The organism is Robinsoniella peoriensis (genome assembly GCF_000797495.1).
Lineage (GTDB): Bacteria > Bacillota > Clostridia > Lachnospirales > Lachnospiraceae > Robinsoniella > Robinsoniella peoriensis.
The window spans coordinates 17,030-31,388 of record NZ_JTGN01000010.1 but is presented as its reverse complement, the minus strand read 5'-3'; the positions used below and the strand labels follow the sequence as shown (position 1 = coordinate 31,388).

9 protein-coding genes and 1 pseudogene are annotated in these 14,359 nt (G+C 41.4%); 6 read left to right on the top strand and 4 right to left on the bottom strand.

What is annotated here, in order from left to right:
* Positions 1-16: 16 nt before the first annotated feature.
* The 5 genes from dhaL to QR40_RS19485 all read left to right on the top strand — a co-directional run bounded on the left by dhaL (position 17) and on the right by QR40_RS19485 (position 10,009).
* Positions 17-670 carry a dihydroxyacetone kinase subunit DhaL gene (gene dhaL / locus QR40_RS19505; RefSeq protein ID WP_044296461.1) on the top strand — a complete coding sequence of 218 codons (654 nt, stop codon included), beginning with the start codon at positions 17-19 and terminating at the stop codon, positions 668-670.
* On the top strand, positions 667-1,911 hold the full coding sequence (locus QR40_RS30075) for a uroporphyrinogen decarboxylase family protein (protein ID WP_081820110.1): 1,245 nt from the start codon (positions 667-669) through the stop codon (positions 1,909-1,911). The genes dhaL and QR40_RS30075 overlap by 4 nt, the downstream gene beginning before the upstream one ends.
* 18 nt (positions 1,912-1,929) lie before the next feature.
* Positions 1,930-2,868 carry a 1-phosphofructokinase family hexose kinase gene (locus tag QR40_RS19495; RefSeq protein WP_027292577.1) on the top strand — a complete coding sequence of 313 codons (939 nt, stop codon included), beginning with the start codon at positions 1,930-1,932 and terminating at the stop codon, positions 2,866-2,868.
* A gap of 1 nt (position 2,869) precedes the next feature.
* Complete coding sequence (locus QR40_RS19490) at positions 2,870-3,703, top strand: class II fructose-bisphosphate aldolase (protein ID WP_044296460.1); 834 nt, start codon at positions 2,870-2,872, stop codon at positions 3,701-3,703.
* A gap of 276 nt (positions 3,704-3,979) precedes the next feature.
* A complete protein-coding gene (locus QR40_RS19485; RefSeq protein WP_052430951.1) occupies positions 3,980-10,009 on the top strand; it encodes an Ig-like domain-containing protein in 6,030 nt (2,009 codons plus the stop codon).
* A gap of 122 nt (positions 10,010-10,131) precedes the next feature.
* Here the strand turns inward: QR40_RS19485 and QR40_RS19480 are convergent, their stop codons facing one another.
* The 3 genes from QR40_RS19480 to QR40_RS19470 form a co-directional block, all read right to left on the bottom strand.
* Complete coding sequence (locus tag QR40_RS19480; protein WP_200889761.1) at positions 10,132-12,885, bottom strand: PAS domain-containing hybrid sensor histidine kinase/response regulator; 2,754 nt, start codon at positions 12,883-12,885, stop codon at positions 10,132-10,134.
* Positions 12,886-13,189: 304 nt separating this feature from the next.
* The gene (locus tag QR40_RS19475) at positions 13,190-13,396 is read right to left on the bottom strand and encodes a helix-turn-helix transcriptional regulator (protein ID WP_027292580.1); all 207 of its coding nucleotides are present in this window, start codon (positions 13,394-13,396) and stop codon (positions 13,190-13,192) included.
* A 4-nt stretch (positions 13,397-13,400) separates the two neighbouring features.
* Complete coding sequence (locus QR40_RS19470) at positions 13,401-13,712, bottom strand: DUF6442 family protein (RefSeq protein ID WP_027292581.1); 312 nt, start codon at positions 13,710-13,712, stop codon at positions 13,401-13,403.
* A gap of 234 nt (positions 13,713-13,946) precedes the next feature.
* Here QR40_RS19470 and QR40_RS19465 point away from each other — a divergent pair, with 234 nt between their 5' ends.
* Entirely contained in the window at positions 13,947-14,180 is a 234-nt protein-coding gene (locus tag QR40_RS19465) for a hypothetical protein (RefSeq protein ID WP_027292582.1), read from the top strand.
* Between the two features lie 19 nt (positions 14,181-14,199).
* Here QR40_RS19465 and QR40_RS31030 read toward each other — a convergent pair.
* Positions 14,200-14,358, bottom strand: a pseudogene (locus QR40_RS31030) (winged helix-turn-helix transcriptional regulator); the annotation flags it as partial.
* Between the last annotated feature and the right edge of the window lies 1 nt (position 14,359).

The following is a 14,359-nucleotide window of genomic DNA, read 5'->3' as shown; positions in this document are numbered from 1 at the left end:
AGGGGGAGGAGATAAAATGAAGGATTATCTGGAAATAAAAGAGGTTAAAGAGATGTTCCGGTTTATTTCCCGGCAGATTATATCCAGTGAACAACAGTTGACTGATATTGATAAAATCATCGGAGACGGTGATCATGGGATCGGAATGGCAATAGGATTTCGGGCTGTTGATGAGGCACTGGACAAGATGGAATTCGATACGGTAAATGAACTTTTCAAGGAAATCGGTATGACATTATTAGATGCCATGGGCGGTGCTTCCGGAGTGATATTTGGAACTATGTTCATTAGCGGCTATGGTGCCGCTCCGCAGACGAATGTACTGGATTTGGATACCTTAAGTAAAATGATGCAAAAGTCATTGGATAATATCAAGCTCAGAGGCAAGGCAAAAGTGGGTGATAAGACCATGCTCGATAGTTATGAGCCGGCTGTTCAGGCACTGGAGGAATGCAGCAGAAATAAGTTAAGTCTGTCAGAAGGTGTGAAGCAGGCCTGGACTGCAGCAAAAAATGGCGTAGAAGCCAGTAAGAAATATTGTGCGAAGAAAGGAAGGGCAGAATCTTATGGTAAATTATCCATTGGCTTGCCTGACCCGGGAGCAGTTTCCGTAAGTATTATTTTTGAGGCTATGAGCAGGTATATTCAAATGAGAGGGGAGAATAAATGATGATGACATCCAGAGAACGTGTAAGAGCGGCAATTGCGCATAAGGAGCCGGACCGTGTACCAATTGATATCGGAGGGACTAAAACAACAGGAATACATGTGGATGAATATATTAAAATCGGTAAGTACCTGGGGATTGATACTGAGCTCCCAAGATGTTATGAACAGTTTCAAATGTTGGCGCGGGTAGAAGAGCCCGTCAGAAGATGGCTCCATAGTGATGTACTTCAATTAGAAAATCTGTATGAGACCTGGGGATATCGCAATTCTGACTGGAAGCCCTGGAAAAATACGGCTGGAAATACTATTTTAATGCCGGGGGATTTTCAATATGAAATCGAAAATAATGGTGATATTGCATTGTTTGATATAAATGGCAGGCATGTGGCAAATATGGCATCAACAGGCAGCTATTTTGAACGGCTGGCTAATCCGCCGTTGGATTTGTCAAAGGAAATAACCATGATGGACACAGAACAGTTTAAGAAATCAGTTACCCTTTATACGGATGAAGAACTGCGCATTTTAGAAAAGAGAGCAAAACTGATGTATGAGACTACAGACTATTCCATACATGGGGGAGCTTTAAAAGGGAAACTGGGAACCACTGGTATATTTGCAGGCCATCCTTTTACGGAATGGCTGTGTATCTTGGTATCCGAACCGGAATACGCAGAGGAAATACTGGGAGCAGCAGGTGACATGGCAGTGAAAAATATAGAAATGTATCTTCAGGCAGTTGGCAGTTATATTGATACCATTTTAATTTCAACTACTGATTTTGGAACACAGACAGGAGAATTGTTCAGTCCCGCAGTATTTCAGGAACTTTATATGCCAAATTATAAAAAGATGTGTGACTGTGTACATGAGAATTCCGATGTAAAGACTATGTTCCATAGCTGTGGTTCCATTCGAAATATAATACCTTATTTTATAGAAGCCGGTTGTGATATTTTAAACCCGATACAGGCAAATTCCTATCGTATGGATCCTGCAGAGCTGAAAGCAGAATTTGGAAATGATCTGGTATTCTGGGGAGCCGGTGTGGACAGCCAGACGGTATATCCCGGCGGATCACCGTCAGATGTGAGAAATCAGGTCAAAGAGAGGCTGGATATCTTAATGCCGGGAGGGGGATGCGTATTTACGCCCATACATAATACACAATTTGATGTACCGGCAGAAAACATTCAGGCATTTGTAGATACTGTCTTAGAGTATGGAATTTATGAAGCATAGGAAAGGGGGAAAACGAATATGATTACTGCTGTAAATCTAAATCCTTGCATTGATAAAAGCATTCTTGTATCAGGATTCCAATATGGCCAGCTGAACCGTGTCGTGGATTCCTGTGAGGAAGCGTCGGGCAAAGCGATTAATGTTGGCATTGCAGTGAAAAGAATTGGCAAAGACGTGGAATGTCTGGGATTCAATTATAAAGGAAACGGCAAGGTTTTAGAAAATACGTTAGATGATTATGGGATAACATCTGAATTTGTATGGGTAGAAGGCCGGCTTCGGACAAACACAAAGATATTAGACCGGGAAACGAATATACTGACAGAATTAAATGAATATGGAAGTGAAGTTACAAAAGAAGACATTTATAAACTAAAGTCTGTAATAAAAGAACATGCGGCAAGAAGCAGTCTTGTAGTCATAGGCGGAAGTGCTCCTGTTGGAGTGGACACTACGATATACAGGGAGATTTTAGAAGAGTTGTCTGTATATCCTGTCAAAATTATTTTAGATGCAGAAAAAGATTTTCTATTAGAAGGAATCAAAGCGAAACCATACCTGATAAAACCAAATTTATTTGAGTTAGAGACTGCGTTTGGTAAAAAGTGTAAAACAATAGAAGAAGTAGTGCTTTTGGCAAGAGAGATACTGGAAAAGGGAGTGGAGGTAGTGTGTGTATCACTGGGTGAAAAAGGAGCCGTTATATGTGATAAACAAGAGGCATTTTATTCCCAGGGACTTCTGTTGGAAATCCAGGGCATCCAGGGTGCAGGAGACTCTATGGTTGCCGGAATCTGTGCGGCCTTAGAAGAAAAGCTGCCTATACAGGAAATGCTCCGTTACGGAATGGCAGCTTCTGCAGCCTCTTTAGTTTTGAAGGGAACCCAGATGTGCAGCCAGGAAGGTTTCTGTAAATATAGAGAGCAGATAAAAATTCAAAAGATGGAGGTATCATGAAATGGAATTTGCATCGGTAAAAGAACTTCTCTGTAAGGCACAGGAAAATGGATATGCTGTTCCTGCGTTTAATGTGGAAAATATGGAGACGGTACAGGGAGTCATACAGGCAGCAGAAGAATTAAACTGTCCCGTAATTTTACAGACAACCCCCTCCAGTGTAAATTATGCAGGACTGGACTTTTTCACAGCATGTGTCAGGAATGCAATCAGAAATACAAGAGTTCCCGTTGCACTGCATTTAGATCACGGTTCGTCCTATGAATTAGCTGCCAGGGCAATGAAAGAAGGATATTCCTCCGTGATGATTGACGGCTCGCGATTAAATTTTGAGGATAATGTTGCTTTAACCTCCAGGGTTTCCGAGCTGGGTAAAATTCTTGGGGTATCTGTAGAAGCAGAACTGGGCAGTGTCGGAGGAAAAGAAGACGGTTTAACATCTGAATCCGTATTGCTTACCAATGCAGCAGAAGCGGTTGAATTTGCTGAAAGAACAAAGGTGGACAGTCTGGCTGTTGCAATCGGTACGGCGCACGGATTTTATAAGGGGGAACCTAAACTGGATATAAAGCGCCTGAAAGAAATAAAAGCAGCGGTTGACATTCCCCTGGTATTACATGGAACATCTGGCGTGCCGGATGAGATCGTAAAAGAATGTATTAAAAATGGGATCTGCAAAGTAAATTATGCAACAGATTTAAGAAATGTATTTACAAAGGCAGTGAAGTTAAATATGGAGAAAAATCCGGATAACATAGATCCTAAGAAATATCTGGGAGCAGGAAGGGAGGCAGTTTCAGAGATAGTTAAGAAAAGGATCCGGTTGTGTTATTAAGAATTAGATAATAGATAAGTTATCATATTGGCCGTAGACAATTTATGTCTGCGGCCTTTTATTGTCTTTACACCAATCAATTTTGGTACAAGTATTAAAAAATAGAGTCATTGTTAAAAAATAGAGTGCTAGAATCCTTAAAAAACTATGTGGAAATTAAAAATTGATGTGGAAAAAGAAAAAGTGGAGTGTTAGAATCCGGTACAAGTGGATGGGGGATGACATACAGGATGGATATGCGGTATCCACATTTTAAGGAAAAAGGAGAGATAAAAAATGAAAGTGAAAAAGAAAAGTTCCAGATTGGTGAGACGTGCTGTTGCTATTGGCTTGGCGGCAATGGTTACAGTCACCTCTATCGATGCAGGAACAATCGGGCTGAAGGCCCACGCTATGACTGTAGTTGGAACCGCGCCATTTATTAATACATGGTTGGTGGCTGGGCCGAGTGATACGTCCTTATTAGCGGGAATTAATTCGGAACGGACTATCGGCAAAGAGGACGCTGCAGTCATGGTAGAAACAGAGAACCAGAGTGAAACGGATGAGGTCATGGAAGAAACAGCCGGGAACAGTGATACTATTGAAGAGAACGGAGTTGAACGAGAAGAAGATCAAAATGAAACTCCCGATGTCCAGGCAGTGGAGATGCTTGAGACTACGGAAGAACACAGAGAAAATTTGCAGAAGGAAGGCATCAGGCCAACCCTGGGAGAAGAGTTTAGCAGCAGTGGTACGCAGTGGCAGTACTTGGATGACCGTATTTTCAACCGTAATACCGATGATTATCAGGATCTGTATGGATATTTTACCGTAAAGCAAGGACTGGATGTTCAAGGCAAGTATACCTATGCACATACTTACATATACAGTCCCAAAGAGCAGAATGCTCAACTGCAGTTTGTGACCAGTGGTCTGCATAAAGTCTATGTGAACGATGCTCTGGTGGATCAGAATACAAATGCAGTGGAGTCAACGGAGAAAGACAAATACAAAGCCGATATCACGCTGAATAGAGGCTGGAATAAAGTTTTGTTTGAAATCAAACATGACAGGGTATATTATCTGGGATTCTATGCCAGAATCAGTGATGCTTCCGGAAATGAGATTCCCGATCTGGAGTATTCGGTGGAAGGCGATACTGTTTCAGCGCTTCAGATTGTTACTCAGGGATTGGACATCGACAGGGAAGCATTTGAAAATCGTAATGCAGATCTTGCTGCAAATCTGTATCCTGAGAATGAGATGCCTTACGGATATGTGGAATCCCCATACGTATGGAATAAAGCTATTCACAGGACGAATGCAAAAGAGGGACCGCAGGCTTCAAGGTTTCGGTTCCAGGCGGCAGGCGGCAGCCCGGGGTATGAGTGGGAGATCACAGAGGGTAATTTACCGGATGGCCTGACGATGGATAAAGAAGGGGTTATCGATGGTTTCTGTGAAACACAAGGTGAGTATTCATTTACCGTTCAGGTGACGGATGCGGATAAACGGACAGCAGTAAAAGAGACGAAAATAATCGTAAAAGAGCGTCCAAGCAAGTGGTTTGAAGAAGGGAAAATGTCCGCATTGTCCCATGATACAGGAGCATATACCCAGTTTTGGGATCCAAATTTTTCATTTGATACCTGGGCAGAACGTGCAAAAAAAGCAGGCATGACGATGCTGTCTACGGAAGCGGTACAGGGTGTATATTACTGGCCGGCGCCAGGTGCCTATCCAGGTGACCCAAATGGTGCAGCTGTTAATCAGCATCCCAACACACTGGAACTAAATGAGGAAGGGGTAGCTCAGCCAAAAGACATGCTGCAGGAGGCAAAAGAAGCAGTAGAACGTCATGGAATGAGGTTTGGTCTGTACTATGCTTCCGAGGGGTCTAATCAGACCAAAGATCCCCGTGTCAACAACTCCAGCGGATTTTTCCGGAATGTGGAGGATCTTGTGGTTCGTTATGATCCTAAGTATCTGTTCTTTGACGGGAATCCGGAAGGAAAAGGAAATACTGATGCTATGTGGAGCGCTGTGCGTGCTTACAATGACTATACCCTTATACAGGCAAACGACCGAAATGAAGTCAGCGATAATGATTTGACAATTCTGGAGACGGAGTATACCGGAGCAATGCCATATACCCATGGGGGTCATTGGGAAACGAATATGTGGAATCAGAATAAATATACGGTTGATGAGGCATGGTCGCACCCTATTATTGATGAGATGGATGCCTGGTCAGGATATGCGGGAGGACATACAAGAGATGATTGGCGTTTGTGGGCAGAATTCATCATCAATAATATCGGACATGGTATGGTGCCAAATTACGATCAGATGATCATCGCTATCCGGGGTGTTGACTGGGCTGGCAAGAATTATAGTAGTGGGATTAAAGACGCATATTATCAGGGACCACTGAATGCACAGCGTTTCCTGGAAATACGTGACAATGTAAACTTGTGGATGGCCAATGATGGAAAGCCTGACTTGCACGAATCCCTGTTTGGAACAATGCCGTACTATTTTGACACTTATGAAAAAAAGGAAGGCTACCATGAGAATACCGATAAAGAGCCATTCCTGACTGCAAAATACGGGGAGGGGCCTGAATGGGGATATTCCGTTGCCCGAGACCAATTCGTGTATATGCATATGGTGGAGAATACAATTGGAAATGGCAGGGCAAAAAAAGGATTTACCGGTCAGGAGAGTGTCTATGCAGGGCCATTTGATTATAATGTAACCAATGTGGAGTGGCTTAATGAAGGAATAGCACTGCCCTATAGTGTAGAGTCAAAGGATGGAAAGAATTACATCACCATCGATACTTCTTCGGTCAAAGAAGATCCTGTGGATACCATTATCAAAATCACCACGGATAATGACACCCGCAGTTTCAAGCTTACTGGTGTGAAATTATTCAGCAGCCAGGAAAACAAATCCGAACTGCAGTTGCGTGCGGAAGCCTATCTGAAGAACTTTACCAATGTATTCGCAGATGCGAATCTTACCTATAGCAGTGATGATGCATCGGTTGCATCAGTTGATCAGAATGGACTGGTAACAGCCGGGCATCCTGGAAATACAACCATACGTGTAACAGCAGAGTATGAGGGAGAGGCAGCAGTCGACACTTATCATGTTCAGGTAAAAGAAGATGGAAGTATCACTTCAAATGAAGAACTAATAGGTGTAGTATTGCGGACTGATGGAAAAGAGGCATTTGGTAAATTTTCATCAGACATCAATATTCCGGTGACTTTTGAAGGGCGCACCCAAAAAGGGGGCGGAGTGAACCTCCTTTCTTATGACAATATCACATGGCATTATGGAGTCTGCAGCGGCCAGGCAGGAGGACAGACCTCGGATCCGGATATCTACTGGCAGGCACATGAGGTTGAAGATCTGGACCTTCTGGCAGTTAAAGATGACGAAGTAGTTTTTAACAGATGCGTTTCAGAAGAGGAAAATGTTGCAATCTGGGCTGATATTACAGTTGATGGAGTAACCTATACGACCAATAGAAATTATCTGAGAATATTACCGAATACTGTTTTAAGTAATAATATCGTACCAGAAGTGACAAGCGGCAGCAATCCAGCCGATCTTACAGATAACATTTTAACCAGTTCTGACGGTGGAAATACCTCCAGATGGACACCGGCGAAAGAGGATGAGAATCCAGCCATGACAATGGATTTAAATTCAGTGTGCGATCTGTCAAATGTGAGTGTTTATTTTAACAACAAAGACCGGTATTATAGGAACACGCCAAGTGCTATCCGGATAGAAACGAGTGAGGATGGAGAAAACTGGGAGATACCCGTGGAACAGGGAGCCGTTCCGGACAATGATACAAAATACCGTTATAATTCAGACAAGTATACATACCCACTCAATCAGAAAGGCAGATATCTGCGCATCAGTTTCCCGGGCGGTGCCAGAGACGATTTGATGGATGTGCTTGAAGTAAGGGTACGGGGAATAGATCAGGGAAAAAGGCTGGGAGATGTAGCGGTAGAGACAGAACTTTTAGATGATAAGACTGCAGCTTTCCATCTAACGGGTATTTCCGGAATCGGAGAAGAGATGGATCTGAGCAAGGCGAAGATTCAGATACAGAGCACTAATCCTGAAATAGTAGAGATCAATGAGGCAAATCAGGCTCTGTCCGTATCGGAAGGACGGGCCCAGATTTTCATAGATGTAACGCTAAATGGGATTACGGTATCAAAACAGATATATATCGATGTAGATGCTGACGGAAATCTGCAATTAGTTAATTATTTGTCCCAGGTGAATCTTTCTGTGGATAAAAATAAGATAGCTGTTGGATCACCGGTGGTATCAGAGATTGAAGCATTGGATAATAACGGAAAACCGGCCGATCTTTCTGACGCAGAGATTACATTTATACTGGACAGTGATAATTTGTCAGTTGTGGAAGGGTCATCTGTAATCACCATGAAGGATAGTATTCCGCGATCCTCTGAATCGACAATTCAGGTAAAGGTGACAGTGGATGGAGTTACGGTGGAAAGTAATAAAATGATCCTTACCCAGTTAGGTACCAATGTAGCAGATAATGCTGTGGTTTCGGTTTCTTCTGTACGTGACAAGAACGGAGATCCAAATGGTTCCAATCAGGATGAGCGATATATTGGTGTTAAGACTGTTGATGGAGACAAATCGACTGCATGGGCAGCTCGTGGAGGAGATAAGTCACCATGGATAGAACTGGATTTTGGGGAGGATCAGATGATCGCAAGTCTGAATCTGATTGACCGTGGTCATAAAGTCAATGAAATCGGTGAAGGTAAGCTGGAATTTTTTGACAGCACTGGAAACCTTGTTCACGAACAGATTGTTTCTGACATTCAATGGGAGGGACAGCCTGATAACTCAGTGAAGTTAGAGAAACATCTCAGTGCACAGAAATTAAAATTCACAATAGATCCGGAGCTGAAGTATTATCATGGCGGAAATGGGGAGAAACCGGAACGGGGACTGGCTGAAATTGAGGTTGCTCTTGCAACCGATTTAAGCAAGACATTTATCGTTTCCAGCAAACCAGTCTATGCAGCTACTAATATAGGAGTGCAGCCAAAGCTTCCGTCTGTCATCACGGCAGTATTGAATAATGGAACAATGACCGAAAAAGAAGTACAGTGGGATACAATCCCGGAAGAAGTTCTGAAAGAAGCGGGAATCTTCCATATTCAGGGAACAATAGCCGATACTGAGGTTAAAGCATCAGCAGAAATTAAGATTAAGAACCATGTAGATGTGACCGGTATAACAGTTGATCCCACAAATTTCACTCTCATTGAAGGAAATAATACAGTCTTAAAGGCAGCCATAACACCTCAAAATGCAACCAATCAGGCAGTAAAATGGGATAGCAGCAACAAATCGGTGGCAATTGTTGATGTGAATGGGAAAGTAACGGCAATGTCACAAGGTTCAGCAAAAATTACAGTTACGACACAAGATAACAACAAGACTGCAAGCTGCCTTGTTACGGTCACGCCAAAAGATATTCCTCAGCCGGTAAAACATACAGTAACATTGAACGCAGCAGGAGGTCAGGTAAACCCGTCCACAATTACAGTGCAGAATGGAAAGCCTTATGGAGTGCTTCCAACTCCTACGCGCAGCGGATATAAATTTGTGGGATGGTACATGGGTAATCAGATGGTTAAATCCAACGATATCTGTACATCAAATGTCACATTAACTGCAAAATGGGAAAAAGTAATCGAAAAACCAGGAAAAGTCACCGGCATAACGGCTGCTAAGCTGACAACAGACAGTATTAAGTTATCATGGAAAAAGGTATCTGGTGCCACATCCTACAAGGTATACCGTTATGATGATAAGAAGAAGAGATGGAGTAGCCTGAAGACAACAAAAGCGGCTTCTTATACCGATTCTAAAAAGAAATCCGGAACAAAATATAAGTACCGTGTAGCAGCATACAACAGCGCAGGAAAAGGATCACATTCTTCCACGTTTATTACGGCCACCAGACCTGTAAAACCAAAGCTGAAGGTAACGAGAAGCGGATCAAATAAGGCGAAACTTACATGGAAGAAAATTAGTTCTAACAGGGTACAGGTTTATATGAAAACGGGAAATGGAAAATACACAAGGATCTCCACTAAAAATGGAAATAAATCTTCCTATACAAAATCAGGTTTAAAGAAAGGCAAGACTTATACATTTAAAATCCGGGGATATATGCAGCCAACTTCTAAAACAAAGGTTTACGGATCTTATTCATCGTCCAGAAAAGTAACTATTAAATAAAATACGCTTATTTTATGTGTTCACAATAGAAAAAGAGGGTATTGCAAAAGATTGCGGTAAGAAAAGAGGAATGATAAGAGCCGGAAGTCAAATAAGACTTCCGGCCCATTGTAATGGTATTTTCATAAGAAGTGATTATCAGTCTGATGGATCCATTTTTCCAGGGTTCTATTTAACCCATTCACATCAATAGGCTTTGTTATGTAATCATTCATACCGACACTGTAAGCTTTGCTGATGTCGGTTATGAAGGCATTAGCGGTCATTGCCAGGATGGGTACCGTCTTTGCATCATCCCTGTCCAGAAGACGAATTGCTGCGGCTGCTTCATAGCCATCCATCACGGGCATCTGAATATCCATCAGGATTGCGTTATAATATCCTGGGTTAGAAGAGCGGAAGGCTTGAACGGCATCCAGGCCATTTTCGGCTGTTTCAATAAGCATTCCCTGCATACTAAGCAGCTCGAATGCAATTTCACGATTCAGTTCATTGTCTTCTACCAGCAAAATCTGTTTTCCCTCCAAAGTAATATTTGTGTCTTCTTCAACAATATCATCTTCTGTTTTATGATCAGAACAGAACAACTGGAAAACATCTATAATCTTTGAAATAAAGAGTGGTCTGGTAATAAATGCGTTTGCTCCTGCTTTCAAGAACTCATCTTCTATATTTGGGTTATTATAGGATGTGATAATGATAATAGGTATACTTTCTCCCAGGCATCTGCGTATATTTTGTACTGTATCCAAGCCATTTCTTTCATGCATCTCCCAGTTCAGAAGCACTGCGGAAAATTCATCTGAACGGGCATGTGCGGCTGAAATGATGCCCAGTGCTTCTGCACAGGATGATGCCCAGTATCCCTGCATCCCAAGCTTTTCTAAAAATACTGTAATATTCTCACAAGTTTTTTGCTCGTCTTCTATGATCAGAACAGGCAGCCCTGCCAGCTCGTGGTTTACTGATTCTTCTTTGTCTGCCAGATGAAAAGGAATGGAAACCGTGAACTTACTTCCTTTACCTAATTCACTTTTTACTTCAATGGAGCCGCCCATCATTTTTACGATATTTTCGGTGATAGACATTCCCAGCCCGGTACCGGGAACTTTGCTGATACGAGAATCTTCAGCACGTGAAAAGGGTTCAAAAATATGGGGAATATATTCACTTGTCATTCCAATGCCATTGTCTGTAACTATAAATTCATATTGGGCCTGATTCTGGCTAAAAGGCTGATATTCATTAATACTGAGACTGATGGTTCCGCCGGGAGGGGTATATTTGATCCCGTTGGAGAGCAGATTCATAAAAACCTGATGCAGGCGGTCACCGTCAGTTATAATTTTTTCATGGAGTACTTTTCCAACATAAACCTCAAATTCCAGATGCTTTTCTTCCAGCAACGATCTGCACATATCTGAAACATTTTGTATTAGGTTCGGAAGGCTGATTTCTTCGGGATGAAGGTCAATTTTTCCGGATTCAATTTGAGACATATCCAATATTTCATTAATCAGACTTAAAAGATATTGACTGGAGGTGTTAATTTTGTTCAGACAATCATTCACTTTCTCAGGTGCAATAAGATTTGCCCTTGCAATAGCAGTCATGCCAATGATAGCATTCAGTGGGGTACGAGTGTCATGGGACATAGATGACAGAAATTTAGTTTTCGCTGAATTCGCAATCCGTGCCGCCATGTAGGCTTCTTCCAGTGCTGTTTGCTGGCGTGCCTGTTCCCGACGGTCTTTTGTCACATCAATGCCAACAGTGTAGAAAGAAGGGATACCATCCCAGCTGTCTTCCCCATTTGCATAGCATAAAGTAACGGTCAGGATTTTGGTTTCTCCACTGCGTGTGATAATCCGGGCTTCCATAATAATACTCTGTTCGGTTCCCTCTATTTCTTTTAGCATGTGCTCAATACGTTTTAAGTCATCGGGATGCAAATATTCACATGTCGAATGCAATTCTTTTTCGAATTGTTCTTTTGTATAACCGATCATCCTTAAGAAGTCGGCATCATACCAAAGAATGGTTCTGTAATCTCTGGCATCCAGACGGGCAAATCCACCCGGAAGAGTCCGGAGTAGAATTTCACGTTCACGCTCTTTTTTAGCCAGCTTAAACTCGGAACTGTACATATCATAGGACAGTTCTATACGTGACTTGTGGCCGTACCAGTTAATTTGACGGTTTTTAATCATAAAAGTTCTGTTGAGTACCGGATTGAAAAATTCCCATTCGTAAAATTCATCTGTCCGTAATCTGTCATTGGTGCAGAAAGGGCATGGTGAGGTTCTTCCCTGAATTACTTCATAACAAGGTCGCCCAATAACTTCCTCACAAGTTGTATTCATAGTTTCAGTGCCGGTGCGGTTTATAAATAATAATTCATAAGTATCCATATCACTTATATAGATATTCCCGATATACTCATCCATCAGCCACTCAAAATACTCTGTTTTTTCATCTTTCAACCGAACCAAATCGCTGATATCTGAGTTGATCATATAAAAAACCGGATGTCCATCCACGGTTTCCTTTGTGATAGTTCCAGTGATACGTATCCAAATGAAGCCGCCGTTCTTAACAGGCAAACGGCAATCCAGAGAAAAACCTTTTTTGCCCCGGGAAAGAGCATGAGTTAAAGAATCTCTGATTTTATAAAATTCATCTGTATGATTTCTATAATACTGACGGAGATTCGGGAAAAGGGATGAATATTCTTCCTTTGTATAGCCAGTACTCTGATAAAAATTTATATTACCGTAAAGAAAAGTGATATCGGTATCAAAAATACATTTGTTTGCGCTGTTTTCAATTGTTTCTATAAACATATCATATTCTTTTTCAATAAATGGCATCTCCATATTCGGACTCCTTTTCAGAAAGTAATTTAGATATAATATGATAAAGCTATCTTGCATTTATTATATCTGATAATACCGGATAAAGCAATATAACAATGTTATTTGAAAGTTGATTTTACAAACTGTAAAAAATATAAGGAGATTGTAAGAAGCTTCCATGGCGGATGGGTAAAGTATTCCCGTCCCATTGGAAGTTGCAGAAGATACTCAAAGCATATCATTACCGGCTATTCGTTCCAGGATTAAGGGAGGATGTAAATGGACCATCCGGCACCTTAATCTCTGTGCGGGACGGTCCACTCTGCTAAAAATAAAAGAGATCTTCGAATTTTTTATCCAATGCAATACATAAAATCAAAGCTAATTTTGCAGTTGGATTAAACTGCCCTGTTTCAATAGAACTAATGGTATTTCTGGATACGCCCACCATTTCCGCCAGTTGGCTTTGTGAGAGCTTTTGTTCTGACCGTATTTCTTTCAGATTATTTTTTAGTACTAATTTTTCATCCATATTTTTACCTCAACACACTTATAACAAAGCTTGCCAGTGAAGCTATGGAAGCAATGGCACCGGCAACGGTAGATATTAAGTATGCCTTATTTTTAGTGAAACGGTATTTCGGATATGCCTCGGCTGCAACAAATGCCCAGAACATTGCGTAGGGTGCGTAACTATGCTGTCCATTAAATACGTTAAATATAGCTATAAAAATAAATACAAGGCAAAAGGCGCTGATACCTATTCTGCGTCCTCTGTTTTCTGCCTGCTGCATGCCTTCATCTGTTTTTTCTGCTCTGCTTCTTGCTAAAATCTGTTCTTTATTCATAACAATACCTCCTGATTCGGTTGCCAAGTTTTCTTTACATTACTATCATACATCTGCCAAGCGTACTTGTCAATAAGTTTTGCAAAGTTTTCTTTGCAAAATAAAAAGACGGTCTTCTTCTCAATTGTTTTATCTGGAAATGAATGGTATAATAACTGCACCAACAATTGTTATCCTTAAAATCAAAAAAAAGTTAAGAAGAAATAGAAATGTACGGTCAGAAAGGGGATTGGAATGGCATACAAACAAGAGCTGTGGGATGAGGCAAAGAAAAAATGCAGGATATCAGAAGAAGAGATACGAATGGCAAAAGAAATGGGATTAAATCCGAAAAGTCTGATAAAAAACATCCCAAATAAGAAGGAGCAGTGGAAAGCTCCGGTTAAAATTTGGATACGGGAAATGTATGAAGAAAGGCAGGAAAAGGCAGAGAAAAAGAAGAAAAGAAAATCTCAGATTATAGAATAACAGGTTTTTGAATTTTGCTTTATTTTGTTTCGGATGACGCGGAAGTAACTGTCAGATCAAGCCCGCTAAGATAGTTGCTCCCCCAGTCACACATAGATTCCAGAACAGGAATAATACTTTTTCCAAAGTCTGTAAGCTGATATTCTACTTTAGGGGGGATAACCGGATAGACGGTACGA

Excerpts from the sequence above, each read along its gene's own strand:
- dhaL (WP_044296461.1), top strand. The coding sequence starts at position 17 with ATGAAGGATTATCTGGAAATAAAAGAGGTTAAAGAGATGTTCCGGTTT.
- QR40_RS30075 (WP_081820110.1), top strand. The coding sequence starts at position 667 with ATGATGATGACATCCAGAGAACGTGTAAGAGCGGCAATTGCGCATAAG.
- QR40_RS19495 (WP_027292577.1), top strand. The coding sequence starts at position 1,930 with ATGATTACTGCTGTAAATCTAAATCCTTGCATTGATAAAAGCATTCTT.
- QR40_RS19490 (WP_044296460.1), top strand. The coding sequence starts at position 2,870 with ATGGAATTTGCATCGGTAAAAGAACTTCTCTGTAAGGCACAGGAAAAT.
- QR40_RS19485 (WP_052430951.1), top strand. The coding sequence starts at position 3,980 with ATGAAAGTGAAAAAGAAAAGTTCCAGATTGGTGAGACGTGCTGTTGCT.
- QR40_RS19480 (WP_200889761.1), bottom strand. The coding sequence starts at position 12,885 with ATGGAGATGCCATTTATTGAAAAAGAATATGATATGTTTATAGAAACA.
- QR40_RS19475 (WP_027292580.1), bottom strand. The coding sequence starts at position 13,396 with ATGGATGAAAAATTAGTACTAAAAAATAATCTGAAAGAAATACGGTCA.
- QR40_RS19470 (WP_027292581.1), bottom strand. The coding sequence starts at position 13,712 with ATGAATAAAGAACAGATTTTAGCAAGAAGCAGAGCAGAAAAAACAGAT.
- QR40_RS19465 (WP_027292582.1), top strand. The coding sequence starts at position 13,947 with ATGGCATACAAACAAGAGCTGTGGGATGAGGCAAAGAAAAAATGCAGG.